The sequence below is a fragment of the Amycolatopsis sp. NPDC052450 genome, from assembly GCF_044547565.1.
Taxonomy (GTDB): domain Bacteria; phylum Actinomycetota; class Actinomycetes; order Mycobacteriales; family Pseudonocardiaceae; genus Amycolatopsis.
On the sequence record NZ_JBIUAQ010000034.1, the window covers coordinates 1 to 25,883 of the forward strand.

At 67.0% G+C, this 25,883-nt stretch carries 18 protein-coding genes; 13 read left to right on the forward strand and 5 right to left on the reverse strand.

The window, feature by feature from the left end; all coding sequences use genetic code 11:
- Positions 1–8: 8 nt before the first annotated feature.
- The 3 genes from ACIHAO_RS36025 to ACIHAO_RS36035 all read right to left on the reverse strand — a co-directional run bounded on the left by ACIHAO_RS36025 (position 9) and on the right by ACIHAO_RS36035 (position 7,490).
- Entirely contained in the window at positions 9–446 is a 438-nt protein-coding gene (locus tag ACIHAO_RS36025; RefSeq protein ID WP_396565593.1) for a hypothetical protein, read from the reverse strand.
- Positions 447–791: 345 nt separating this feature from the next.
- Entirely contained in the window at positions 792–1,757 is a 966-nt protein-coding gene (locus ACIHAO_RS36030; RefSeq protein ID WP_396565724.1) for an RICIN domain-containing protein, read from the reverse strand.
- A 564-nt stretch (positions 1,758–2,321) separates the two neighbouring features.
- Positions 2,322–7,490, reverse strand: coding sequence for a PA14 domain-containing protein (locus tag ACIHAO_RS36035; protein ID WP_396565595.1), 5,169 nt, complete (start codon positions 7,488–7,490; stop codon positions 2,322–2,324).
- 257 nt (positions 7,491–7,747) lie between these two features.
- Here ACIHAO_RS36035 and ACIHAO_RS36040 point away from each other — a divergent pair, with 257 nt between their 5' ends.
- From ACIHAO_RS36040 to ACIHAO_RS36055, 4 genes are all read left to right on the forward strand, one after another.
- On the forward strand, positions 7,748–10,612 hold the full coding sequence (locus ACIHAO_RS36040; protein ID WP_396565597.1) for a hypothetical protein: 2,865 nt from the start codon (positions 7,748–7,750) through the stop codon (positions 10,610–10,612).
- 39 nt (positions 10,613–10,651) lie between these two features.
- On the forward strand, positions 10,652–11,773 hold the full coding sequence (locus tag ACIHAO_RS36045) for a serine hydrolase domain-containing protein (RefSeq protein WP_396565599.1): 1,122 nt from the start codon (positions 10,652–10,654) through the stop codon (positions 11,771–11,773).
- A 177-nt stretch (positions 11,774–11,950) separates the two neighbouring features.
- Complete coding sequence (locus tag ACIHAO_RS36050) at positions 11,951–12,364, forward strand: VC0807 family protein (RefSeq protein WP_396565601.1); 414 nt, start codon at positions 11,951–11,953, stop codon at positions 12,362–12,364.
- A gap of 336 nt (positions 12,365–12,700) precedes the next feature.
- A complete protein-coding gene (locus tag ACIHAO_RS36055) occupies positions 12,701–14,233 on the forward strand; it encodes a trypsin-like serine protease (protein WP_396565603.1) in 1,533 nt (510 codons plus the stop codon).
- 640 nt (positions 14,234–14,873) lie between these two features.
- Here the strand turns inward: ACIHAO_RS36055 and ACIHAO_RS36060 are convergent.
- Both ACIHAO_RS36060 and ACIHAO_RS36065 read right to left on the reverse strand, forming a co-directional pair.
- The gene (locus ACIHAO_RS36060) at positions 14,874–15,440 is read right to left on the reverse strand and encodes a CGNR zinc finger domain-containing protein (RefSeq protein ID WP_396565726.1); all 567 of its coding nucleotides are present in this window, start codon (positions 15,438–15,440) and stop codon (positions 14,874–14,876) included.
- 25 nt (positions 15,441–15,465) lie between these two features.
- A complete protein-coding gene (locus ACIHAO_RS36065) occupies positions 15,466–16,311 on the reverse strand; it encodes a methyltransferase domain-containing protein (protein ID WP_396565605.1) in 846 nt (281 codons plus the stop codon).
- 417 nt (positions 16,312–16,728) lie between these two features.
- Here ACIHAO_RS36065 and ACIHAO_RS36070 point away from each other — a divergent pair, with 417 nt between their 5' ends.
- From ACIHAO_RS36070 to ACIHAO_RS36110, 9 genes are all read left to right on the forward strand, one after another.
- Positions 16,729–17,799, forward strand: coding sequence for a hypothetical protein (locus ACIHAO_RS36070; RefSeq protein ID WP_396565607.1), 1,071 nt, complete (start codon positions 16,729–16,731; stop codon positions 17,797–17,799).
- A 35-nt stretch (positions 17,800–17,834) separates the two neighbouring features.
- Positions 17,835–18,722 (forward strand): dimethylarginine dimethylaminohydrolase family protein, encoded by an 888-nt coding sequence (locus ACIHAO_RS36075; RefSeq protein WP_396565609.1) that lies wholly within the window; start codon positions 17,835–17,837, stop codon positions 18,720–18,722.
- The gene (locus ACIHAO_RS36080) at positions 18,719–19,873 is read left to right on the forward strand and encodes a type III PLP-dependent enzyme (protein WP_396565611.1); all 1,155 of its coding nucleotides are present in this window, start codon (positions 18,719–18,721) and stop codon (positions 19,871–19,873) included. The genes ACIHAO_RS36075 and ACIHAO_RS36080 overlap by 4 nt, the downstream gene beginning before the upstream one ends.
- Positions 19,870–21,336 (forward strand): saccharopine dehydrogenase NADP-binding domain-containing protein, encoded by a 1,467-nt coding sequence (locus ACIHAO_RS36085; protein WP_396565613.1) that lies wholly within the window; start codon positions 19,870–19,872, stop codon positions 21,334–21,336. Before ACIHAO_RS36080 ends, ACIHAO_RS36085 begins: the two co-directional genes overlap by 4 nt.
- Before the next feature lie 104 nt (positions 21,337–21,440).
- Positions 21,441–21,947 carry a MarR family winged helix-turn-helix transcriptional regulator gene (locus tag ACIHAO_RS36090; protein ID WP_396565615.1) on the forward strand — a complete coding sequence of 169 codons (507 nt, stop codon included), beginning with the start codon at positions 21,441–21,443 and terminating at the stop codon, positions 21,945–21,947.
- A 40-nt stretch (positions 21,948–21,987) separates the two neighbouring features.
- Positions 21,988–22,590, forward strand: a complete 603-nt coding sequence (locus ACIHAO_RS36095) for a GNAT family N-acetyltransferase (RefSeq protein ID WP_396565618.1) — start codon at positions 21,988–21,990, stop codon at positions 22,588–22,590.
- A gap of 43 nt (positions 22,591–22,633) precedes the next feature.
- A complete protein-coding gene (locus ACIHAO_RS36100) occupies positions 22,634–23,578 on the forward strand; it encodes an arginase family protein (RefSeq protein WP_396565620.1) in 945 nt (314 codons plus the stop codon).
- Between the two features lie 49 nt (positions 23,579–23,627).
- The gene (locus ACIHAO_RS36105) at positions 23,628–24,155 is read left to right on the forward strand and encodes a MarR family winged helix-turn-helix transcriptional regulator (protein ID WP_396565622.1); all 528 of its coding nucleotides are present in this window, start codon (positions 23,628–23,630) and stop codon (positions 24,153–24,155) included.
- 16 nt (positions 24,156–24,171) lie between these two features.
- Complete coding sequence (locus ACIHAO_RS36110; RefSeq protein WP_396565624.1) at positions 24,172–25,704, forward strand: MFS transporter; 1,533 nt, start codon at positions 24,172–24,174, stop codon at positions 25,702–25,704.
- Positions 25,705–25,883: the final 179 nt, after the last annotated feature.

The following is a 25,883-nucleotide window of genomic DNA, read 5'->3' on the forward strand; positions in this document are numbered from 1 at the left end:
ATGTGTCCTCAGTCACAGATGGAGCCCTTCTGGGTCGCGTCCGACGACCCGATCTTGGTCCATCCGCGGCTTACACGGTTGTCATGACACGGCCCATCCGCCTGCTTTGGCACGTTCTCGGCGTCCTTCGCACGCCATCCCATGCTCGCGAATTTGTCGGCGGATTCGCGCGTCTCGTCGCGACACAGCAAATGCACAATCGATCTGCTGGTCTGTAGCTTGTCCTGCCATGCCACGCGGTCCGCCGGGGTGAGATGGCGTTGGTCACTGCTGTCGCGCTGGGATTCATAGAGGTGCAAGACAGCGGCGACGAGATCCGCCGCACTCTTCAGCTTCTGATCCCGCAGCCAACTCCGGTGTTCGTCGCGTCCTTTGACCCAAGCGCCGAGCAACACACCTGCCAATCCGACCACCGCTCCCACAATGCCCGCCAAGACGTTTCCCACCCGAACCACCCACTTCGCAAGGTTCCAAGAACCCGACCTTCCTACCTCATCCTGGAGACCGTCCGCGCGCGCGTCGGCATGAGCGCGCGACCCGATGCACAACCGGTCCGCGGCAGAAGCGGATGTTCGTCAGGTATCGACGGTGCGGTGTCCACAGATACGGCCGAACGCCTTCGCAACATCTCGGCTCAAGATCAGTCTGCCGACAGTGTTTGCAGCTTCATGCAGGCTGTCGGGTGCCTTGACAGCCCGAGTCGAGAGCTTGCGTCCGGACGCACTGTGGCCCGCACCCGAACTCGAGGGTCAGGGTGCGGGCCACAGGTACCCGGTCAGTATCGGGTGTTGCTATGCGGTTGCGTTGCAGGAGGTGAAGGCGGTGTTGGTGTGCGCGGCATAGACACTCGCGCCGCCGTCGGAGTCGTGCTTGAGGGGCACGGTGACCTCGTCCTCGGCGGTCCAGGGGAAGCCTTGCACGTCGAACGTCCAGGTACCTTTGACCTTGGTCGCCAGTTTGGACAGCGTGACCCAGCCGTAGTTCCGTGGGGGCACGGTCACGACCAGACTGTTGCCCAGGTCTTCCCTGAGGTTCAGCGAGGTCTCGCCGGACACCTCGAGTTGAACCATGGCCTTGATGCCAACGAATTCGCTGCCGACCGTCAGACCTGCGCTCAGTTTGACACCGAGGGTGTTCGTCCAGCCCGTGGAGGTGTTGAGGGAGAAAGTCCACGGTATCGACGTCTGTGTGTCGTTGAACCACACCGGCGAGACACACACCAACGGCAGCGCCTTGGGCTTCTCCTGGCTGTTCGTGGACCATGAGCAGTTCGAGGCGTCTTTGGCGCACCGGGCAGCGGCGTAATCGACGGCCATGTTCATCACCGCCGAGTAGGCCTCGGCCGGTATGGTCCATTGCTGCAGTTGCGTGCCATTGCAGGCGTCGGTGTACACGGAGTTGTCGGTATAGGGCGGGGTTTGTGGGCTCAAGCACGTGTTGTCGGCCCCGTGGCGGATCATGAACGCCTTCTCCGTCGATCCGGCAACCGGCTGGAAGTACCACTTCTCACTCGCACGCCCATCACAGGGCTGCTGCTGCAGCTTGTAGTAAGGGCGGTCCGCGTCGAGACACTTGCCGGTGCTGTCATTGACGATGGTGGAACCCGCGTCGCTCGCCGCGGTGTTGACACGCCACGTCGAGGCAGCTCCGGGCGCCGGGTTGACGACGATGAGCTCGCCGTTATCGCGGGACCCGTCCTCGACGTCCAGGAGACGGCCGTCCTTGACCGACGTGAACGTCAAGCGGATCAACGCCATCGTGGTCACGTCCCCTTGAGGCGCGGCCGTAGCCGGAATCGTCATGCTCCCCACGGCCGCACATAGCACCGCCATGATGGCGGCTACCCTCCTCCACGCCAATCTTGTGTGTCTCACTGCTTTGATTGCCACTAGTGTTTTCCTTTCGTAGTGCTCATACCTTGGTTCTCCGCCAGGCAGGGTGGACAGGGCGACCCTCCGTAGTGGGTTTTCGGTGACGTTCGTGGGTTGGGCGCAGCGGCCGCATTCGCGTCGGTCGCCTGCGCTCGGGCTTGCCATCGGCGCCGCGCTTTGACTGTCTCGGCGCTGGCCAACGAGGCCACGAAACGCTGTGCCTGATCTTTGGCCGCCAACTCTCCACGAGTCACCGGCAGTGGGCGGTCCGTGCCGTCGACACGGTCACCATCGACGGCTTGATCGCCACGTTGTTTGTCGCGGATGCGCTCCAGCACCGGGTCGCGCCAGTCGTCCAGTCCCTGAATGGCTCCAATGCATCAACACGCATACCCATCTTCGCGGAATCACAAAATGTCAAGCCAATTCGAACACGTGACACTGGGACTGTCACCTAAATCCCGGAAACCACAGAGGAGAACCGAGAGGCTGATACACGTCCGAGGAACCGTCGTCGTTTTTGCCTAGCACAATCATTCCCAATTGAAGCGTGGCTAGGCCCGTGACTATCGCCAACGGGACAGCGGCCTTCCCTACGGCCTTCCCTATCTCTTTGAGAAGTACAGCCGTAATGCTGCTTGCTCCGGTGCCTACACCCAGCAAGCCCTGGAGCTTTGTCACCATCCCGGGATCCAGGTGCAGGTGCATACCCCACCACCGGCTCTCCAAATAGCTGCCGTCGCCGAATTCCCACCGTGACGAGGCGATATCCTTACCGACTGCCCCGAGGGGGGTGTTGTTTTTTCCTTCGTATCGGCTGTTCTCATGAACATCGAGCGCGTAGCTTGGTTTCCTGCCGTCGAGGTCGAGGCTGTTGATGGGGTCGGCGTTGGCGTAGTCGTAGTTGTTGGCGGAGCCGCCGGAGATGGGGTCGGTTTGCAGGAAGCGGCCCAGGATGGGGAGATAGGTGCGGGCTCCCATTTCGAGGGCTTGGTGGCTGGCGATGTGTTCGACGGGGACGGTGTGCTCGCCGAGGTAGCCGAAGTCCAGGCCGCCTTCGGCGGTGGCCGGGATGGGGATGTCGCCGATGGCGCCGGTGGTGGGGTCGATGTTCTGGCCGAACGGGTCGTAGAGGTGGATCTTGCCGGTGCGGGTGGCGGTGCCGTCGGTGGTGAACAGGATGTCGCCGTGGATGGTGGGGTAGGACCAGTTGGTGGTCTTGGCCTGGTCGTAGGTTTTGGTGAGCACGACCCCGCCGGGCAGTTTCAGCACCCGTTGCCGCAGTTTCCCGGCGCTGTCGAGGATGAGGTCGGGGCCGCCTTCGTCTGCGGTGAACCCGTACCGGGTGACCTGCGCGGGTTTACCGGGCTCCTGGACCGTGCGTGCGGTGATGCGGTCCGTGACGTCGCGGGTATAGCGGACCGCGCGTCCGGTCTCGGTGGTGGTGGACACGTGCCGGCGGGTGGAGTCGTAGCCCAGAGTGTCGCCACCGATCTTGGTCACGTTGCCGTAGGTGTCGTAGGCGAACGACAGCGCGGTGGCGCCGCTGGTCGAGGTCAGCCGGTCGGCGTCGTCGTAGCAGTAGCTGGTGGTGGTGGGGGCTGCGCCGTTGACACTGTCGGTGAACGCGGTGCGGTTGAAGTTCAACCCCGCTTTCGTGTTCGACCCGCAGCCGCCGTCCCCGGCGAAGGCGTAGGTCAGTTGGTGGTGCGGCACGGTGGCCGCGACCAGACGACCCGCCGCGTCGTAGGTGTAGGCGGACTTGTAGGGAGTGCCAGGGGTGTCGGTGTCGGTGATGGTGTCGTCGGTGACGCGGCCGTCGCGGGTGCGGGTGACCGTGTCGGTTACCGTCGAGTCTTTCGCTTTCCACGTCAGGCCGGTGGGATGGCCCGCGTCGTCGCGGGCGAGCGCGTCCAGTCGGGATCCGTTGCCGTAGGCGACGTTGGTCAGCTCCCAGGCGGAGTTGTAGCTGGGAGTGGCCACGGTGACCCCGTCCAGGACGACTTTCGTCAGTTTGGAGGTGTCGTTCCAGGTGTAGGCCACGGTGCTGGAGGCCCCGTTGACGGTGGTGGTCTCGTTGATCTTCCGTCCGGCCGTGTCATAGCCGGTGGTGGTGACCACGCCGGTGGTGTCGGTGTAGGACACGACCCGCCCGAGCAGGTCGCTCACGGTGGTGGTCGACCCGCTCTCGTCGGTCACCTTCGATGTCAGTGGGTCGCCCCCGACCGCGTGGTCGGTGACGATGGTGCGTGCGGGTTGGCCGCCCATCGCCGGGAATGTCTTCTTGACCTCCCGGCCGCGGGCGTCGTAGCCGATGCACGACCACGGCTCGCTGTTGACCCGGGAGGCGACGACTCTGCCTGCCGCGTCGTGGACCTGTTCGGCGGTGTTGGCCGAGCCGTCCGCGTTCTTGGCCGCCGTGGTCGTCTTGGCCATGCCGCCCTGGTTGACCGCTGCCGAGCCGGGGACACAGGGGTTGGACCTGGTTTCGGTGTCGCCGTAGTACACCGTCGTGCCCCGTTTGGCGGGGTCGGTGACATCCCCGGCAGGCAGGGATTCGGCCAGCCTGCGCAGATAGCCGTCGCCGGGGCGCTCGAAGGTGTTGCGCCGGACCAGGTTGGCCCCGCCCGGGTCGCCGGTCGTGGACACCACCAACCCGAGCACCGGGTCGATCCCCGCCGCGGGGTCGGAGTAGCCGGTTGCCGTCCTCGTCGACGGCGCACGCTCCGCACGGCCGCCGGAGGTGCTGTCGGCGACCTTGCTCGTCTCGTGCCCGTAGCGGGGCGCCAAGTACCGGCCGGGAACGGTCACCGCGGCCGTGGCCCCGGGCGGGGTCCAGGTGAAATTCAACGCCCCGGTGGTGCCGGCGCGGTTGTAGTAGTCGACCCGAACCCGGTGCCTGCTGTCCGCCGTCGCATTCTTGTAGGTGCCCGCGGCCGCGGTGCTGGCCTTGTCGGTCCAACTGTCCACGACCAGCACGTCATCGATCCACAACCGCACCCCGTCGGTCGCGGTGAACCCGAGACCGTAGTCACCGGCGGCGGGGAACTGGAGTTCACCGGTGAACCGGCCCGACCAGCCGGACTTGTTCGCTACCGGCGGCTTGCCACCCCAACTGCCGGACAGCGAACCATCGCCGGTACCGACCCCGGTCTGCCATACCGTAGGAACACCGGAAAGGAACGGGTTGTCATACAACGCGGCCGACAGCCCGGTCAGGCCCTCGTCGTAGCCGGTGTGTTCGCGCGGCACTGTGGCCGCGCACGCCGGTGTCGGGGTCTGGCCGGTGAAACACGACGCCGGCGCGGGCCCGTACTTGTCGATCGGGCGGTCGGCGTGGTCATACACCGTGGTGGAGCGCCGGCCTGCGCTGTCGACCGCGGCGATGGACTGGTCCTTGGCGTTCCACTCCGCGGCGATCGTGGCTCCGTCGAGGTCGGTGGTGGCCAACTCGCGGCCCGCATCATCGTAGGTCGACGTGCGGGAACGGGTGTCATCGTCCACCCCGGCCACGGCCACGGTCGTCTGCTTGCGGTCGAGGTAGTACTGGTAGAAGTGCTCGGCGCGCGGGCCGCTGTCACGACCGTTCGGGGACGGGGCCAGCACCTTGACCGCCCGCAGGACAGGCGGCTCACGGGGCTGCTCGACTTTGGCGTCGTACCCGATCACCGTGCACACGGCGGCGTTGTCGGTGGTGGTCGTGCAGCCGTTCTCGTCCGACGCCGGTTGCCGAGCCACCCAGTCATAGGCCACAGCGTCGCGGATCGTGGTCAGAGCCCCGACGCTGTCCAGAGCCTTCTGCTTTTCCTCCTCGTTGTCACCGGCCTCGTCGTAGAGCCTCTTGGCCTCGGCCCTGCCCTGGTAGTCGAAGTCCTGCATGACCGCACCCGCGTTCTCGATCCGGGCGAGGGTCTCCATCTGATACCACAGCCGAGTCTCGGTGCCGTCCCAGTACCGGATCCGGCACAACTGCTGTAGCGGCGCCGAGTCCGCGCCGGGCGGGCGGGACACCCCGCCATAGCAACGATCACTGTTGTCGGTGTTGTAGAACAACTCGTGCGCCCGGTCCGACACCGGATCCTTGATCCGCGTCAGCCGCGGCACCGCACCACTGTAGAAGTATTGCAGGGCAGCGGGTTTCTTGCCGTCCAACGCTGAGGACACCGCCGACAGCGTGCCGTCGGCATTGAACACCGACACCACATCGCCCTCGGTCACCGTGATCCGACCACCCGCATCGAAGGCGAGCACACCGTCCTCACCCACCGGCGGGGTGTAGCCACCCGCGGACGCCTTGGCCCAGGTGTGCTTGGCACCGGAACCGTCGGTCAGCACCACCGATCCGTCGAGCATCTCCGCGTGGCTGTAACCACTGGACTGCGCCGACAGTGTCCATCCCGCGGGCAGTGACTGCGTGTCGGCGGAGAACAGCCATTCCGTCGGCACGATCCGCGGATCCAGATTATGGTGGCGGTCCTCACCCTCGCCGACGCTGCTGGTGGCCCACAACACCATTCGGGGTCGCTCTGTGGTGTGGTGATACAGCTCGATCTTGATCGGCACCTGCTGGCCCGCTTTGAGCGTGACGTCGCGGTCCTGTTTGGGGCCAGGTTGGAGGAAGTCGTCGCCGACATCGGCGGCGTTGGGGTTGTCGTAGACCAGCTTGTCGCCCACCCACATCTTCGCGCCGTCGGTGTGCCCGCCGGCGAACCGGAAATCACCGGACACCGGGGCCTTGAAATGGCCCTCCCACCGGACGACGAACCAGTCCTTCGCCAACGCCGGCGGCATCGGGTCGTCCCGCCACGGCCGGTTGTCCGGGTTGTCGCTCCACGCGACCCCCCAATCCAGATTGACCTGCGACTCACCACGCACCATCACCGGAAGCTCATCCGGAGTCCCCGTATGCCGGGAATCGTTGAAATACGACGCCCGCACCCCCCGTGGTGCACCTTGCCGGGAGTTGTAGGCGAGGTTCACCCCTGCAGGCCCGCCCACCGTCTCGAACTTCGGCCCCGAGGTCTCGATGTGGGCGTTGCCGTTGAACAGGTTCACCGTCACCGGACCCATCTGGTCGGTCGGCGCCGGTCCCGAGGTCCCCACCCGCTGATTGACCGTGAAATGCCCGACCCACTTCGGCGGGGTCGCCGTCGTCGCGCCGGCCACCGCCGTACCCGCCGTCCAGGTATACCGGCCGCCGTCGCGCAACACATGCTTCGGCACCGTCCAGGTCGGCTGATCCAGACACCCCGAATCCACCACACTGCCCGAACGACCATCGAAACCGGTGGAAATCTTGAAGCAGTACAGGATGTCCTCACCCACTGCGGCGACCTGCAACGTCGGCGTCTCCGTCGCCACCACGGCCTGATCGACCGGACTGACCAGGCTCGTCTCCGGCGCCGCGCCAGTGCGCGCGGCGCCGGCCCCCTTGCCTGTCAACGGCGTGAAATCAGCCCTCGGCTGCTCCGCATCCGGCACTGGGCGCCCCTGATTCCCCGTGGGCACCGACAACACCGGCAGATCCCGCGGCACCTCCACCGGTGCCGCTTCCGCCGGTCGCGGCGACCAGACCACCACCTGCGCCAACGACGCGACCAGCGCCACCAGCAAGGCCACAACCAGACCCTTGCGGCCACCACGAACTGAACGAAGAGTCCACGCGAGGACAGACATGCCCCAACCCCCTCTGCAAAACACGAGCACGGCTACGGCGGACCAGCGACACCGATGTCGGCGCTGGCCACGGTGGTATGCGTAACGGATTCAGGTTGTTCAGTGCCGGAGGGTGGACGGTTAACAACCAAGTGTGAACAATTCGAGCAGGGGTTGTTTTCAACTGGAGGGGTGGGCTTGTGGGGCGTGGGGAGCGTCCGTTGGGCTCGGGGGACGGCCCGCTGTTGCGCTGGGCCGCGGATCTGCGGAACCTGCGGGACAAGGCGGGAAGTCCGGGCTATCGCGAACTCGCCCGGCGTACGCACTACTCGACCGCCGCGCTCTCCGGTGCTGCCGGCGGGCGCAAATTGCCCAGCCTGGCGGTGGCTTTGGCCTATGTCCAAGCCTGCGACGGGGACACCGCGGCGTGGGAGCGGCGCTGGCGCGAGGTCGCGGCCGAGCTGGCCGAGCCCGCACCGCGGTCCGCGGAAGGCGAACAGGCCGCGCCCTATGTCGGATTGAGCGCCTTCCAGATCGAGGACGCCGACCGCTTCTTCGGCCGCGATCAGTTGGTCGAACAGGTCCGTGCGCGGGTCTTCGACTCCCGATTCACCGCCGTGGTGGGCGCCTCGGGAGCGGGCAAGACGTCGTTGTTACGGGCCGGGCTCCTGCCCGCGATCGCCGAGCACGCGTGGCCCGTCTCGGTCATGACCCCCAAGGCGCATCCGATCGAAGAATGCGCCCTGACACTGAGCGCCCTCACCGGGGCCACGCCCACCCTGCTCGTAGCGGATTTGGCCGCCGACACCAGGGCTGTGCATCGGCTGGTCCGCCAGGGGCTGGCCGATCACCCAGCCGAAGCCGACCTGGTGCTGGTGGTGGATCAGTTCGAAGAGATCTTCACCCTGTGCACCGACCCGGGCGAACGGTCCCGGTTCCTCGACCTGCTCGTCACCGCGACCACAGCGGACGGCAGCCGGCTGCGGGTGGTTCTGGGCGTGCGCGCGGACTTCTACGGTCACTGCAGCCGCTACCCACATTTGGTCCAGGTGTTGCAGCAAGCACAGGTATTGGTGGGGTCGATGACCACGCCCGAGCTCCGTGAGGTGATCACCCGGCCCGCGTCCCTGGCGGGGCTTTCGGTCGAGAGCGCCCTGCAAGCCACCCTCTGCGCCGAGGCAGACGGCCGGATCGGCGTGCTGCCACTGGTCTCGCACGCCCTGCGCGAGACCTGGCACCGCCGCCGCGGCAACGCCCTGACACTCGCCGGTTACCACGAGAGCGGCGGAATCGCCGGAGCCATCGCCCACACCGCAGAGACCACCTACATCGCCCTGACCGAAACCCAGCAGCGATGGGCTCGGCAACTGTTCCTCCGGCTGGTCGCCCTCGGCGAAGGCACCGAGGACACCAAACGCCGCCTCGGCCGCGGCGAACTCGACCTCGAGCACGACGACGCTGTCGCCGTGCTCGACCAGCTGGCTCAGGCCCGGTTGATCACCCTGGACCACGACGGCATCGAAATCGCTCACGAGGCCCTCATCCGGCACTGGCCCCGCTTAGCCGGATGGCTCACCCAAGACCGCGAAGGCCTTCGGACACACCGCCAGCTCACTGACGCCACCACCGTGTGGGAAGGTCTGGACCGCGACCCCGGCGCCCTTTACCGCGGTACCCGACTGGCCATCGCCCGCGACTGGTCCGACTCCGCGCCCGACCGACTCACCGCACGGGAACGCGCCTTCCTCCACGCCTGTCTCGACGCCGAAGCCGGTGAACGAGCCGCCACCCAGCGCCGGTCCCGACGCCTGCGTCAACTCGTCGCGCTGCTCGCGGTGCTGTTCCTGCTCGCCGTGACAACCACGGTCTACGCCGTCCACACCCGGACGGCCACCGCCGAGCAACGCAACGCCGCCATCGCCAAGAACGTGGCCGTCGAGGCCATCGAACTGTTCCGTACCAACCAGGATCTGGCCGCACAACTCAGTCTGACCGCCCACCGTCTCGCCCCCACCGCCGAAACCCGCGACAGCCTGATCAGCACCCTGGCCACGACGTTGATCAACCAGCCGCACGAGATCTACTCGGTCGATTTCAGTCCCGATGGGCGCGTCCTGGCAACCGCGAGCGGGGACCACACCGTGCGGCTGTGGGACGTCACCGGTCCGCGTATCCCCGACGAACTCGCCTCGATCCCCAACGCGACCAGCACGGTCTTCGGCGTCGACTTCGACCCCCGCGGCCATCTACTGGCCACCGCCAATGGCGACAACGTCGTCCGGCTGTGGGACATCACCGACCCTCGCCACCCCATCGAACTCGCCGCCATCCCCAACGCGAACAACGCGGTGTACGGAGTCACGTTCAGCCCTGACGGCCGCACCCTGGCCACCACCAGTTTCGCCGGCACCGTGCGACTGTCGGACGTCACCGATCCCCGCCGCCCCACCGAACTCACCACCCTCACCGGCCACACCAGCGTGGTCTACTCGGCGGCCTTCAGTCCCGACGGCCGAACGCTGGCCACCGCCGGCGAGGACCAGACCGCCCGAATCTGGAACATCACCGAGCCGCGACGGCCCATCCAACTCGCCGCGCTGACCGCCCACACCGGGAGCGCGGTGTACGGAGTGGCCGTCAGTCCCGACGGCCGCATGCTTGCCACCGCGGGCAACGACAACACCGCCCGGCTTTGGGACATCACCGATCCGCGCGTACCCGCCGAACTCGCCACCCTCACCGGCCATACGAGCGGCCTCTTCGGCGTGGACTTCAGCCCCGACGGCCGCACGCTCGCCACCAGCGGCGGCACCACCGCCCGGATCTGGAACATCACCGACCCGCGTCACCCCGCGGAACAGACCGTTATCACCGGCCACATCACCGGTGTGTGGTCCGTGTCCTTCAGCCCTGACGGGCGGGCACTATCCACCAGCGGCTGGGACCGCACCGCTCGGATCACTCCCACCGACACCGACGAACTCATCGCCCGCGCCTGCGACCACATCCGCACCCGGCTAACCCCCACCGAATGGAATCGGTACTTCCCCGCCATCACCTACGACCCGCCCTGCCCACCCCGATGACCTCCGTGGGCGGCAGCCGGGAATGATTTGGAGAACAGCGTGAACAGAAACCGCGTCCTACCCATCCTGGCGGCTGTCGCCGTGACGTTGGCGATTCCCGCGCCCGCGCAGGCGGCACCGTCCACCGATCACGCCGACACCCAGGCAGTGCTCGATCGCTACCAAGGCGGTGCCGGACCGGGCGCGGCGGTCCATGCCGGCAACCGGACCGGTACATGGGAGGTGCGCGCCGGGACCGCGGACACCAACGTCCAGCGACCCATCAGCTCCGACGACCAGTTCCGCATCGGCAGCCAGACCAAGACGTTCACTGCGATCGTGGTGCTGCAACTGGCCGACGAAGGCAAGGTCGACCTGGACGCCCCGATCGAGCGGTACCTACCCGGCGTATTCAATGGCAACGGCTACGACGGCACCGCGATCTCCGTGCGCCAGATCCTGCAACACACCAGCGGCATCACCGACCACCTGGGCAAGCCCGCGGCTCGCCCGAATGGCACCTACAGCCTGCGGGAACTGGTCCGCGCCGGGCTGACCAACCCGCCACAGTTTCCGCCGGGAACCGAATGGGGGTACTCCAGCGTCAACTACCTGGTGGCAGGTCTGCTGATCGAACAGATCACCGGCAGGTCGGCAGGAGACGCGATCACCAGCCGCATCATCGGACCGCTCGAACTGACCAGGACGACCTACCCCCGCCCCGGTGACCGACAGCTCGCCACGCCCTATCTACCCGGCTACATCGGCGGCCGGACTGGACCCTTCTTCTTCTGGTTCGACCGGACCTTCGCCTGGGAACTGTCCCAGTGGGCCACGGCCGGAGCCATGGCCTCGACCGAACAGGACATGGTCACGTTCACGCAGGCACTGGCCGACGGCCGGCTCATCTCCCCCGCGACGCTGGACCAAATGCGCACGACGGTCCCCATCCCCGGCGCACCGGAGGGAATGGCCTACGGCCTCGGGCTGATCCGGTTCGACCTGTCGTGTGGCAGGCGAGCGTGGGGCCACATCGGTGACGTCGCCACCGGTCACTCGTCCGCGACCTTCGCCACCGACGACGGACGGCACGCGGCACTGGTGACCAACGCCTTCGTCCAGACCGAAGACACGACAACTCGGGCTCAGGTGATCGACTCCGCGCTATGCGGCACCCCGTGAAAACACTCCGCTTCCGGATGTGCCGACCTGCCGGTGAGGGCGTCCGCAAGGTTCCGCCCGGAGCTTCCCACCGGTGCACGAGGCCGAACGCAAAGTCAACGCACGACATCACGGCTCAGACATGCGTCGATGCTCAGCACTCCGGTGCGAGTCCTAGCCCAAGACGGATAAACCCTCGTGCTGCTCTTCGGCCTGGGCCTCGGGTTGAGCTTCCTCACCGGAGACCCGCGTCTGTTGCTGGCGAAGGAATCGGTGACCACCTTCTGTGCAGGCGTGGCCCTAGTCGGCAGCTGTGCCCTGGGCCGTCCTCTCGTGTACTACGCGGCACGACGCTTCGCGCAGTCGGCCGGCGGCGATCAGCAGCGCGAATTCGAGGCCACGGCGCACAATGCGCCCCGGCGCCGCCGCTGGTACCAGCTCACGCTGGTATGGGGCGTCGGGCTGATCGCCGACTCTGTGCTCCGCATCGTGGGCGTGTACACCCTGCCGTTCGACACGGCGGCTTCCTGGTCTCAGGTGCTGATGATCGTCGCCTTCGCCGGGCTCATCGGGTGGACCTTGCTGACGAAGCGGCGGGCCGAGCGCGCCTGAGGCGCGGTTGCCCAGATCGAAGGGAGACCGGCGGCGGGGCAGGTGTGCGAACCCTGAGGGACTCTGATTCCCCATGCCAGGAACTCAAGGCTGGTGTTGATCACGGTTCGAGGGTTGTCGGCGTGGTGGCCTGGAGGGCAACGAGGCTCCGGTTAGGACTGGTGATTGGGTCTCGCCTTCACTTGTCCCAGGACCGGTCGTCGATCTGTGGTCATCGCAACCGAGACCTCCCTCTGCCGTCCGCCGGCACCTCGAATGCGCTCTTGGTGAAGCTTGTGACAAAACGATGACACAGCGCTAGCGCTGCGCGGACATCCACCGGACAGGCTGGGGTGCATGCGACGTCGTTCACTCCTCGTCGCGGCCGGCGCGGTGCTCGCGCTGGCCGCGACCTTCCTGACCACCCACAACGCGCAGGCCATCGTGGGCGGCACCAAATCCGCCAAGGCGTACTCGTTCATGGGCTCGTTCCAGCCGTCCTACCCCAGGCCGCCGCGCGCCGACGGACACGGTTGCGGTGTGGAACTCCTTGCGCCGCAATGGGTACTGACCGCCAGTCATTGCGCGGGCAAGAACCCGACCAATGCGAAGAACGGCATTCCCCAAGGCTGGAAAGTCCGGATCGGATCGCTCGACACCACCGCCGGGGGCAAGGTCGCCGAGGTGGACCACTACTACCGGCTCGCGACCAGTCATGACGAAGGCGGCTTCTGGGGCAAGGACCTCGCGTTGATGCACCTGCGCGCGCCCGTGCACGCGCGGCCCGTTCCGATCGCATCCAGCACGCCCGCGGACGGTACCCCGACTCGTATCCTGGGCTGGGGCATGACCTGCGACGAAGACAAACCGAAGTGCTACCCGAACAAGCTGCGCGAAGCCGACACCGCGGTGCAGCCGGCCTCGAAGTGTACGGTCGCCTCTCCAGGCGAGTTGTGCATCGGCAGCCTCGATGGCACCGTCGGTGCGCGGAACATGGACTCCGGCGGGCCCGCGCTGATCCGCCAGGGTGACGGCTGGGCGTTGGCCGGCGTGGTCAGCGGCCCCAGTTCCGACGGGGAGCCGGTGCTGTACACCGACGTCACCAAGCACGCTGACTGGATCAACGGCATCATCAGCGGCGCCACCGTGCCCGCCGATGACGTGATCCCGAACGTGGAAGGCGCGGTGGATCTCTCCGGCTGTTCGGGCTCGGTGGTCCGCACTGCCGTCTCCCGCCCGAACGATCCCGCGCTGCTGCTCACCAACGGGCATTGCGTGCGGGGAGACCGTCCCGCGCCGGGCGCCGCGCTCGTGGATCAGCCCGCCGACCGTGCCGTGTCGGTCGCCAACGCTCAAGGCTACCCGCTTGTCTCTGCCCGTGCGGATCGTCTGGTGTACGCGACCATGACCGGCACCGACATCGCGCTCTACCGGTTGAACCGAACTTACGCGCAGCTGGCAGCGAAGGGCACCAAAGTCTTCCGGCTCGCCTCCACGCCCGTACGGGCCGGCGACGCGTTGACCCTGGCCTACACCAGCAGCCGTCTGGGCTGTACCGCCGAGGCCGTGGTGCCGCACCTGAAGGAAGGCGGCTATCAGTTCGAGAACTCCATTCGCTACGCCACCAGCCCGCAGTGCCAGCCGTTCCACGGAATGTCGGGTTCGGCGCTCCTGGCGGCTGACGGCTCCACAGTGGTCGGGGTGCACAACACGCACAACGACGGCGGGCAGGCGTGCAGCGACAACAACCCGTGCGAGGTCGGGGCGGATGGAAGCACGACCTCGGTGCCGGGTCGCTCCTACGGCCAGCAGGTCGATGGGATCGCGGCCTGCCTGGGCGCCGACTCCCGGCTAAACCTCGCCCTGCCGGGATGCGCGTTGACCAAGTGACCAGGTCTTCGACCAGGGCCTCGGCGCTGCGCGCCTACGCCTCGTACTTTGTCTCCGGCCGAGCCCGCGCCGCCGGGATTCCCTCAGGTACCAACCCACCCAGACGTGCTCGCACACGGCAGGCAAAGAAGTCATACCGCGTGGCCATTCGTGCGGTTGCGATTCGGATCGGCTGCTGCACGGACGACTCGCCGAAATATTCGCCGTCTCGGAACTGATCACGAGTGAGGTCGAGCTCCAAGCCGCTCGGCAAACGATTCCAATAGTGGAGCCCGTCGGGCCGGCCATCGCGTCGAAAGACCTCCGACCAGAGCAAGACACCGCCGAGTAGTTCCGCCACGGCCATCGATGTGACACCACACTGCCCGGCAGCGGGGTTAGCGGAATCCCACTCGACGGCGGGGTCGCATGTTCGCTCGTCCCAGCATCGCCGGAACACAGCTTCCAGGTCCGTCAAAGACCAGACAGCGGTCATCCGCCCCCCACCGAGTTGCACAGTAGGAAGACCTTATCGGCAAACCAACGGAACAGAAACACCCCGTAGGAAGAGCAATGCCTGCTTCCATTTCACTGAAACATCGGAGGATCCCGCTGGTCAAAGCTCGCCTGCCCCACGGCGAAGAAGGCCGCCCACCAGGGATCAAGTTCGCTTCGCCATTCCAGACGCGTGGCGCCGGCGCCACGCGTTCTGCTTGGACTGATTGCCGCAGGTCCGCATCGAACACCAGCGACCCGACCGAGACCGGGACCGATCATAAAAGGCCCGTCGGCACGTGTCGTTGACGCATACCTTGAGCCTGTTCCACTCCTGGGTCGTCATCGCACGGACCACCTCGGCGACGATGCCGCCCAGGGCCGCCGCGGTCCCGGTTGCGCGGGGTTTCAGCGACCAGCCACCGTCCTCGTCGAGTTCGACCGTCAACTGTGAATAGTCAGCGGCCGCGTTGATCGCCGCTCTTGCGTGCCGCGGCGTCGGCGCGCCAACCAGGTTGGCTGCCATGGCTTCCCGCAAGGAATCCCGCAGCCGCAAGGCGTAATCCAAGTCCTCCGGCGAAGCCGAGACCGTGCCAGGCAGCAGTGACTCGTGACGCAGCCAGTCGCTCAGCACCTGCGGTGCCCCTCGCCGGCTGGTACCGGCTTCGAGGTCACAGCTGTTCACGAACCGGCACACCAGGTCAAGTGTCCCGGGAGCCGGCGACACGTGCATGGTCACGGTTCCCGCTCGGCCATGGTCAGTTCTTCGGCACGTGTGGACTGAGGGGCTTGCGGGCGGTGAAGATCAGATATTCGGGTCCGCCATGGGTGATGACGTCGTCGAAAAGCCCGATGAAGTCGTCCAACTCCTGCTTACCGTACTGGTTCGTCAGGTTCTCGAGGTCTGCTTCGGTTCGCTCCCACCACATCTTGACGGACTTCTCGACATGGCTGCTGGCGTCGAGAAGTTCGACGGGCTCCAGCCCGGCGTGGCGGAGCATCGGCGGGAACTCGTCGAACCGGTGGAAAGCGCCGAGTGAATCGAGATCGCGGTACCGGTCGAGCACTCGCCGGCGCGCGGGAGTGACGGAGGCGTTGAGGCAGAAGTCCGCGGCGGTGAAGACGCCACCGGGGCGGAGAACGCGGGCGATTTCACGCAACGCCGGGGCGCGGTCCATGTGGATCAGCGACTCGATGGCGATGGCCGCGTCGAACGACTCGTCCGGGAACGGCAATTCGAGTGCGTCAGCCTGCTCGAACCTGACCTGTTCGGCCATGTTCTCGGCGCTTGCCCTGGCGGCGGCTTGCTCGATCTGCGTGGCGACGTTCGAGACACCGACCACGTGCGCGCCGGTCGTACGGGCGAGCCGGATCGCCGGTCCGCCGATACCGCAGCCGAGATCGAGTACTCGGTCCCCCGGGCCCGCCCCGACCCGGCCGATGATCTGGTCGGTCAAGTTGTCCAGCGCCTGTTCGTAGGGTGTGCCGTCGTCGGGAACCGGCCAGTAGCCGTGGTGGAAGTTCGGTCCGTACAGGCTGACGTACATGGCCTCGGCCTGCTCGTAATAGGCCTGAGCTTTCTGCGAGGCGGTTTCCGTGATCATGGTGAGCTCCTCCGCATCTTGCTTGGTATTCGGCCAGAGACGATGCCTCCACCATGCACGATGATGTCAAGCTCTGCGCGCCGAAGTGCGGATGCTCGCTCTTCGTAATCCTTGTTTTTCCTTGTTATGGCGCTAATTCGCCTCGAAATCAGCTGGTCTGGACCACTTGCTTTCACCGTGGGTACTCCACTCTACTGGCGGTATCGTCAAGAAAATGCCTGTCGTATTCACGTCAGCGAGTGACGTATTCCCCCACTACGGTGTCCATCGGGTGATGCATTCCCTGACGCAGGTTCCCGGCCTGGCAATGGAAAACCGAGGCGACGAGAGGATGAACTCACCGTGACGAGTCTGATGACGACATTGGCCGACACACGCGAAACACCGGAACCGGAACCGGAACGATCGTTGCGAGAAGTGATCGATCGGCTCCCGCAGATGAGCCCGGATGTCGATCTGGGTGACGACATCTCACTGGCACACGAGACATTGCTGGCACCTTCGGTGTCCGAAGAGGACAAACGAGCGGCACTGTCCAAGTGGCTCGGCCAGAAACAGCCGTGCCTGTTCGGGCGCCTGGCGATGCAGGGATCGGACGGCCCCAAAGGACTCGGCGCCAGCATGTGCTGGATCGGCGAAGACGACCTCGACGCGGGCCGCGATCACGTCGCGGCGAAGATCCAGCGAGAACGCCGCGTATGGAAGGACCGCGCCGAACGCGGCGAGAGCAGCGGATTCCTGATCATGGTCAACAGTCGACGCCTGGCCTACGCCCGGCCAGGGAAGGAACTCGTCGACGTCTGCGTGGAGCTGTCGAATCTCTACCTGGTCGAACACGCACCCATCGAGAGGGACGTGATCTACACCGAAGCCGTCCCGTTCCGCCGTTCCGACGGCGTTTTGACCGTGTTCAAGGCAGGCTGCAACATCTTCTACTCCGGCGCTCACCGCACGGTCAACCATGATCGGCGCCTGCCCGGTGGCCTCATGTTCTCGATGAACTCGCCGGGCCACTACGCCAACTCGCTGGCGAAGCGGGGGCTGCAGGATTCGTTCGAGGCCGCGACCGACTTCGTCCGAGAGACGGCGTTCCGGTCGATCGGCAACGGCGGCATCGGTTGCCCGCATATGCCCAGCGCGAGCTGGCACAACGAGAACACCGACGCCCACCGCGAAGCGCCCGAACGCAAGCGCCCGCACTACATCCCGGACAACTTCGACCCGACCCGCTACTCGGCCGTCTATCACACCGATGTCCTCGTACCCACCGACGTCACCAGTGACGCGCGGACGGTGCACGAATCCTTCGACGAGGTCGACGCGGAGATCTGGCCATATCTGATCCTCGACTACATCTCCACGAAGGAGTTTCCGCCCGACCACGTCAACTACGGGCTGTTCCACGGACATCCCATCGAAGAGTGCGCCCGGTACCACAACCCGTGGCCCCCGCGCGTGGCACACAACGAGGAGCTCTTCGAGTACTGAGCTGACGACGCCGAACCAACAGGAAAGGATGGCGCATGACACCGACGTCCAAGGCACCTGAGGAGGCAAGAGAAGACGGCCTCGGATGGGGCCGCAGTGTTCTGATGTGTCCGCCCGAGCACTTCGATGTCACCTACTCGATCAACGTCTGGATGGACCCGGACGCCCACGTGGACTTCGATCGAACGTGGCGGCAGTGGGAAGACCTGGTGTCCACATTGGAGGAAGCGGGCACCGAGGTACGAACCGTACCCGCCGTGCCGGGATTGCCGGACATGGTCTTCACGGCCAACGCCGGCATCGTCGACGGCACCACGTTCACCCCGGCACGGATGAGCAAGCCCGAACGCGCCCCCGAGATCGATCACGTCCGCGCTCGGTTCGAGGAACTGGGCTGGACGATCGAGCCGCCGCCCGCCGCGCCGCAGGAAGGTGCGGGTGACGCACTGGCGTTCGACGGCGGGCTCGTCGTCGGCTACGGCACCCGGTCCTCCGCGTCGGCCTATGCCGGGCTGCGGGCACGCAACGGCTGGACCGTGACCGCGCTCGAGCTCACCGATCCCCGCTACTACCACGTCGATCTGGGGTTCTGCCCGCTCGACGATCGGACGGCGATGGTGCTGCCGGAGGCCTTCACCGCCGCCGGTCGCGGCGCACTGGCCGAACTCGTCGAGGATCCGGTGATCCTGACGCCGGAAGAAGGAGCGGCGTTCTGCGCGAACGCCGTGGTGACCGGGCACACCGTGGTGATGCCGCAGTGCACACCGCGGCTGGGCCGCGAACTCGGACGCCGCGGATTCGAACCGGCCGTATGCGATGTCTCCGAGTTCGGCAAGGCAGGCGGCGGCTGCCGCTGCCTGACCCTGGCCCTCGACGTGGAACTGGACCGGGCGGCCTCCTTCACCGCGGAGGTGGTCGGATGACGGTGGCCGCGTTCAGCCCTCGCATCGCGCGGTGGCTCCACGACCACGATCCGCCCACTCCCTGCCTGGTGCTCGACCTCGACGTGGTCGCTCGGCGCTTCCACGAACAACGGGCCGCGCTGCCGTACGCGACGCCGTACTACGCGGTCAAGGCGAGCCCGGAACCCGCTGTGATCAGCCTGCTCGTGGAGCTGGGAGCCTGCTTCGACGTCGCGAGCCGGGCGGAGGTCGACCTGTGCTTGGCCAAGGGAGCCGATGCCGGCTCACTGTCCTATGGCAACACCATCAAGAAGAGTGCGGATATCGCCTACGCCCATCAGCGAGGGGTGTCGATGTTCGTGTTCGACAATGTGCGCGAGCTCGACAAGATCGCCGAAGCGGCTCCTGGGGCGGCTGTGTACTGCCGATTGCTCAGCGAGAGCGCCGGAGCGCGGTGGCGTCTTGGAGACAATTTCGGTTGTTCGCTCGAGTACGCCGTGGAGCTGATGACCCGCGCGGCACAGCGGGGCTTGCGCCCCTACGGATTGTCCTTTCATGTCGGCTCCCAGCAGCTCGAGCCGGCGCGGTGGGAACCCAACATCGCCGCCGCGGCCGAGGCGTTCGAGAAGCTGCGAGCCAACGACGTGGAGCTCCAGATGCTCAACCTCGGTGGTGGTTTTCCGGCCCGTTACGCCGAACCGGTCCTCCCGATCGACCATTTCGGGAGAGCGATCGAGCAGGCACTCGACCGCTGGTTCCCCGGGGCGCGGCGTCCACGGATCGTGACCGAGCCCGGACGTTCGATCAGCGCCGAGGCCGGGGTGCTGCGCACCCAGGTGGTCTCGGTGCGCGAGCCGTTCGCGGGCGCCGACCGCTGGGTCTATCTGGACGCGGGTCGCTTCGGCGGGCTCGCCGAGACCGAGGGTGAGGCGATCCAGTATCGGGTCGAGACCGAGCGCGGCGGGCCGACGCAGCCGGTGATCATGGCCGGGCCCACCTGCGACAGCATCGACGTGATCTACCGCGACGCCGCCTACGCGTTGCCCCAGGAGCTCGAAATCGGTGACAGGGTCGACTTCCTCAGTGCCGGCGCCTACACCGCCAGCTATTCCTCGATCGGCTTCAACGGTTTCCCACCGTTGCCGACCCATTGCATCGGAGGCGGATCATGACCGCACACGCACGCCTTTCCGTTTCCGGACGGGTGCTGGTCCTTGGCTGTGGTTCGGTGTCCCAGTGCCTGCAGCCTCTGCTGCTCGCCCATCTGGACATCCCTCACGACCGGCTGACCGTGCTCGACATGACCGACCGGCGCCCGGAGATCCCGGACACGCTCGCGGCAGGCTGCCGGTTCGTCCAGCGGAAACTGACCCCCGAGAACCTCGCCGAGACGCTCGCCGAGCAGGTCGGTGCCGGTGACTTGCTGGTGAATCTGACCTGGAACATCGGGACCGAGGAGATCATCGGCTGGTGTCACGACAACGGCGTGCTCTACGTCGACACCTCGGTCGAGCAGTGGGATCCCTACGCGGACATGAACGCCAGGCACCCGACGGACAAGACCCTCTACGCCCGCCACCACGCGCTGCGGCGCCTGAGCCGGGACTGGGGTGGCCACGGTCCGACCGCGATCATCGAGCACGGTGCCAACCCGGGGCTGGTGAGCCACTGGACCAAGGTCGGCCTCGAAGATGTCGCCACGGCCATGCTCAAGGACGGCGTCGAGGATCCGCGGCGACGGCTCCGGATCGAGCAGGCGCTGGGCGAGGCCGACCACGCGCGGATGGCGCTGGAGACCGGAACCCGGGCCATCCACATCTCCGAGCGCGACACCCAGATCGGATCGCTGCCCAAAGAGCCCGAGGAGTTCGTCAACACCTGGTCGGTCGAGGGCTTCTACGAGGAAGGGGTCGCCCCCGCCGAACTCGGGTGGGGCACCCATGAGCGTGAGCTGCCACCGGGGGCGGTGGTCCCGGAATACGGCACCGGCAACCAGATCTGCCTCGCACGTCCGGGTATGGCCACCTGGGTGCGCTCGTGGGTGCCCTTGTCCGGGCCGATACAAGGGATGCTGATCCGGCACGGCGAGGCCGTGACGATCAGCGACCATCTCACGGTCACCGATGACGACGGGACGGTCGTCTACCGTCCGACGGTGCACTACGCCTACCTGCCCACCGACGCGGCGCTGGCCTCGGTGCACGAGTGCAAGATGCGGGGATTCCGGCTCCAAGAGCGCCAGCGGATCATGACCGACGAGATCATCTCCGGCGCCGACGAACTCGGCGTACTGCTCCTCGGCCACGACCTCGGGGCTTGGTGGACCGGCTCACAGCTGACCATTGAGGAGACCCGGAAGCTGGTGCCCGGACAGAACGCCACCACCTTGCAGGTCGCGGCCTCGGTACTGGCTGCGGTGTTCGCCGCCGTTCGCCACCCGCGGCGGGGCCTGTGCAGGCCCGACGACCTCGATCACCACGAGATCCTCGGGATCGCCGCGCCCTATCTCGGACCCACTCCGTCGGTGCGTAGCGACTGGACGCCGCAGGCGACCGGGCCAGGCCCGTTCGACGACTACCTCGGCGTGTCCCCACCCGACGACCCCTGGCAGTTCTCCAACATTCTCGTGGCGTGAAATCGAGGGCGGGCAGCAGGTCAGGACTGCTGCCCGCCCTCGATTTCACCCGCGGGCCACTCTGCTCGAATTGTATGACTGCGTCAGTCATATAGAATGGGACCATGGACGACCGGACCGCGAACCTCTTCGCCGCGCTCGTCGTGGCGCTGTCCGACGAACTCGATGCGGGCAGCACGCGCGTCGCGGGCCAGTCGGCGGTCGGCGCGGCCGCCCTCGCGACACTGCTGTCGGCGCCGGGAGCCCGGGTCGACGCACTCGGCCGGGTCATCGGGCTCACCGGCTCCGGCACGGTGCGGCTCGTCGACCGGCTCGTCGCGGCGAACCTGGTCGAACGTCGCCGTGACACCACCGACCAGCGCGCTGTCTCGCTCTGGTTGACCGCTCAGGGTCGCGTCGCGGCCACGGACGTCGTGACACGGCGCCGCGAGGTGGTGGCCAGAGTCCTCGCCCCACTGAGCGACGCCCAGCGCGCCGTCGTGGCCGAGGCCGTGGAGCCGGTGCTCGCTCATCTGGTCAAGGACCGGTCCCGCGCGGATCGCGTGTGCCGGTTCTGCGACTACTCCGTATGCCCCCCGGCCGACTGTCCCGTCGAAAATGCGGTGTCCTGAACGGTTTCCGCCGCAGACCGCTGACCGAGAGGAGCGGACGATGAGCGCAAGGACCGCGTCGAAGCAGCGAGACGACATGACGATCCATCCGGTCGAGCGCGACCGATGGGACGACCTCGTGGAGGCGTTCGGCGACAACGGCGGCTGCGAGGGTTGCTGGTGCATGTACTGGCGAGTGTCTTCAGGGCCCGAATACGCCCGGATGCGAGGCGCGCCCGCGCGAGCGGAGTTCTCCCGTCTGGTACGCGAAGACGAGGTGCCCGGACTGCTGGCCTATCGCGACGGGCATCCGGTGGGCTGGTGCGCGGTGGCGCCGCGCCCCGCCTATGTACGGCTGCGTGGCTCGCGAACCCTGCGCCCGGACGAACCCGACGACGCCGGCGTGTGGGCGGTGCCGTGCTTCTACATCAAGAACGGGCATCGCCGCCGAGGCGTGGCCGACCGGCTGCTCGCCGCCGCGGTCCGCCACGCCGAGAGCCACGGCGCCCACACTCTCGAGGCCTACCCCACCGATTCCGGGCACCGCCGCTACTCCTCCGCGGAGTTGAACATGGGCACCGTGGACCTGTTCACGCGTCACGGGTTCACGGAGACCGAACGCCCCTCGCCAGGACGGGTCATCGTGCGGCGTCGCCTGACCTGACCTCCGGGGGTCCGCGAACCATCACGTGAGGAGACAGACGGAAATGCGAGTGATCGGTGCCCCGTTCAGCTCCGCCGGCCGGCTGGACCACGAAGCTTCGGCGCCGGAAGCGCTGCGCGATGCCGGGCTCATCGAACGGCTGCGCGCCGCCTTCGGACCCGAGGAGCCGGTCACCGACGGAGGCAACGTCGCCGTCGGCGCCTCGGCGGTCCGCGACGGCTCTTCGGGGCTGAGGTCCCTTCCCGGACTTGAAGCCGTGACCGCATCCACGCGCTCGGCAGTGGCCGAGACCCTGCGCGACGGTGACCGGCCCTTGGTGCTCGGCGGGGACTGCGCGATCCTGCCCGGCTGTCTGCGCGGGGCCCAGGACGTGCTCGGCGACGACCAGGTCGGACTGTTGTTCATCGACGGCCATGAAGACGCCTGGCCACCGCACGAGTCCGACACCGGCGAGGCCGCCGACAGCGAACTCGGGTTTTTGCTGGGGCAGCATCGTGAACAGCTGCCGGCGTCGCTCGAATCCCAGTTCCCCGTGCTCGACGACAGCGCCGTGGTCGCGTTGGGCCCGCGCGACGGCGACGAGATCGCCTCCGCCGGCGACGTCCCCTCGCTGGCCGAACGGATCCCGCTGATCACGGCGCGGCAGCTCACCATCGACGAGGCCGGCACCGCCTGGCACGCCCGGAAGGCGTTGGCCCGCATCCGCGCCCACACCGCGCACTGGTGGCTGCACATCGACCTCGACGTGTTGTCGAGCGACGCCCTGGACGCGGTGAGCTATCCCCAACCAGGCGGACTGGGCTGGAACCAGCTCGGCGAACTCGCCGACGCCGCGCTCGGTGAGCCAGGATGCGCCGGCATCACCGTCTGCGTCTACGACCCGGATCGTGACCCGGACGGAACAGGCGCACAGCGCATTCTCGACTGGGCCGGGTCCCTGGCTCGTCCTACCGGCCGATGCTCAAAGCCACCGGATGGGCGAACATGACGTCATGTTTACCGACACGGACCGCACCCTGAATCTGCTAGGCGCAGTCGTGACCGGAGTGCACGACCAACTCGCGGCCGCCGTCGAAACCGCGGCCGGCCGTAGTGGCGCGCTCGCGGCCACACTGGCCATGACCGCTCAGTACGAAGGTCTCACCATGAGCACCCTGCAGCGGTTCCTCGGTGTCAGCCGCCCGGCCACGATTCGCGTGGTCAATCTCCTCGAGCAGGACGGACTCGCCGTCCGGCGCAATCTCGACGAAGACCGCCGGACGACCTCGGTGGTGCTGACCGACGCCGGTCATCGTGAAGCACGGCGCGTCCTCGCCGCCCGTCGCTCGGTCCTGGAGCATCTGCTTCCCGAATCGAGCAAACAGGAGCGCGTCGTGCTCGACCGCCTCCTCGAACGCATGTTGACCGCGATGATCACCCACCCGTCCCGCGGGTACGAGGTGTGCCGGCTCTGCGACATCAGCATCTGCCCTCCCTCGCGCTGCCCGGTGGAGACCGCGGTCGTCGCCATGGAACCCGATGCCCCCGAGGGACTGCTGACATCGGAGAACGAACGTTCGACCTGATCGAAAGGAGTCCGTCGTGCCGGAGAACCCCAGCGGAACAGGAACCATCCCTTCGAGCAGGGCCGGGCCGAAGGAATGGACGGGCCTCGGAGTCCTCGCCTTACCGACGATCTTGCTCGGTCTCGACGTGACCCTGCTCTACCTCGCCCTTCCTGCCCTCTCAGCCGATCTGCGGCCGACCGGCACCCAAGCGCTGTGGATCCTCGATTCCTACGGACTCGTGATCGCCGGGTTGCTGGTCACCATGGGCGCGATCGGAGACCGTCTCGGTCGCCGCCGTCTTCTCATGATCGGCACCGCGGCGTTCGCCCTCGTCTCGATCGCCGCCGCCTTCGCCCCCAGTGCCGAGATCCTCATCGCGGCCCGAGCCCTGCTGGGCGTGGCGGGCGCGACGCTCATGCCCTCCTGCCTCGCCCTGATCACCAACATGTTCACCGACGCCCGCCAACGAGCACTGGCGATCGGCGTATGGGCGACCACCTTCGCCCTCGGCATGGCCGCCGGACCACTCGTCGGTGGCGTGCTGCTGGAGTCCTTCTGGTGGGGCTCGGCGTTCCTTCTCGCGCTCCCCATCGCCGCACTCGTGCTGCTGACCGCGCCGGTGCTGCTGCCGGAGTACCGCGCCGCCCACTCCGGGCGGGTCGACCTGCTCAGCGTCGCGCTCTCGCTGGGCGCCATCCTTCCCCTTGTCTACGCGATCAAGCACGCGGCCACACACGGCTTCGACACCCAGAGCACAGCCACCCTGGCGGCGAGCGCGGTCTTCACCCTCGTCTTCGTCCGCCGCCAGCGTCGCCTGAGCGACCCGCTGCTCGACGTCGCGTTGTTCACCAATCGTTCCTCCGGAACCGCCCTCGGCGTCCTGCTCGTGGGTCTCGTCGGCGTCGGCGGAGCACTGTACCTGGTCACTCAGCACCTACAGCTCGTCGAGGAACTCTCCCCGCTGGCCGCGGGCGCGTGGATGGGCCCGCCCGCACTGGCGATGGTCGTGGCCGCCATCGGCGCGCCCCTGCTCGCGCGTCGCGTGCGACCCGGCTACGTCGTCGCGGGCACCCTCGTCCTTTCCGTTCTCGGCTACGTGCTGCTCACCCAGGTGCGCGGCCCCGACAGCATCGGTCTGATCGTGAGCGGATTCGCCTTGGTGTACCTCGGATTCGGCTCGGTGGGAGCACTCGGCTCCGACCTGGTGGTCAGCACCACCCCCGCCCACCGAGCCGGCTCCGCCGCCGCGATGTCCGAAACCGTCCAGGAACTCGGAGTCGCCATGGGTGTTGCCATGCTGGGCAGCTTGACGACGCTGGTTTATCGCGACCAGATGCGCGTCACCGATGTGCCCGGTGGCAACACCCCTGCAGTCAGCGAAAGCCTGGCCGGGGCCATGTCCACGCCTCAGGTTTCTCCCCAGCTGCTGGCGCAGGCCAAAGAAGCGTTCATCGCCGGGCTCAATATCTCCGCCGTCATCACCGGCGTCGCCATTCTCGCGCTGGCTGTAATGGCCGCTGTCGTTCTGCGGCACATTCCGCCCAGCGACAGTTCAGAACCCAGCTGAACAGCACGGCCTCGTATCGTCAGCACGACGTCACTCGTGGCGAACACGACGATTTACCGGACGAGCCGACTTGTTCCGCGCGTCTTCGGAAAAGTCGCTCGCGACAGGAAGCCGTGGCAGTGGGATCGGCTGAGTTCGGCCGCCTGCTGGTTCTGGTCGAGCGCATAGAACCCGTGCCG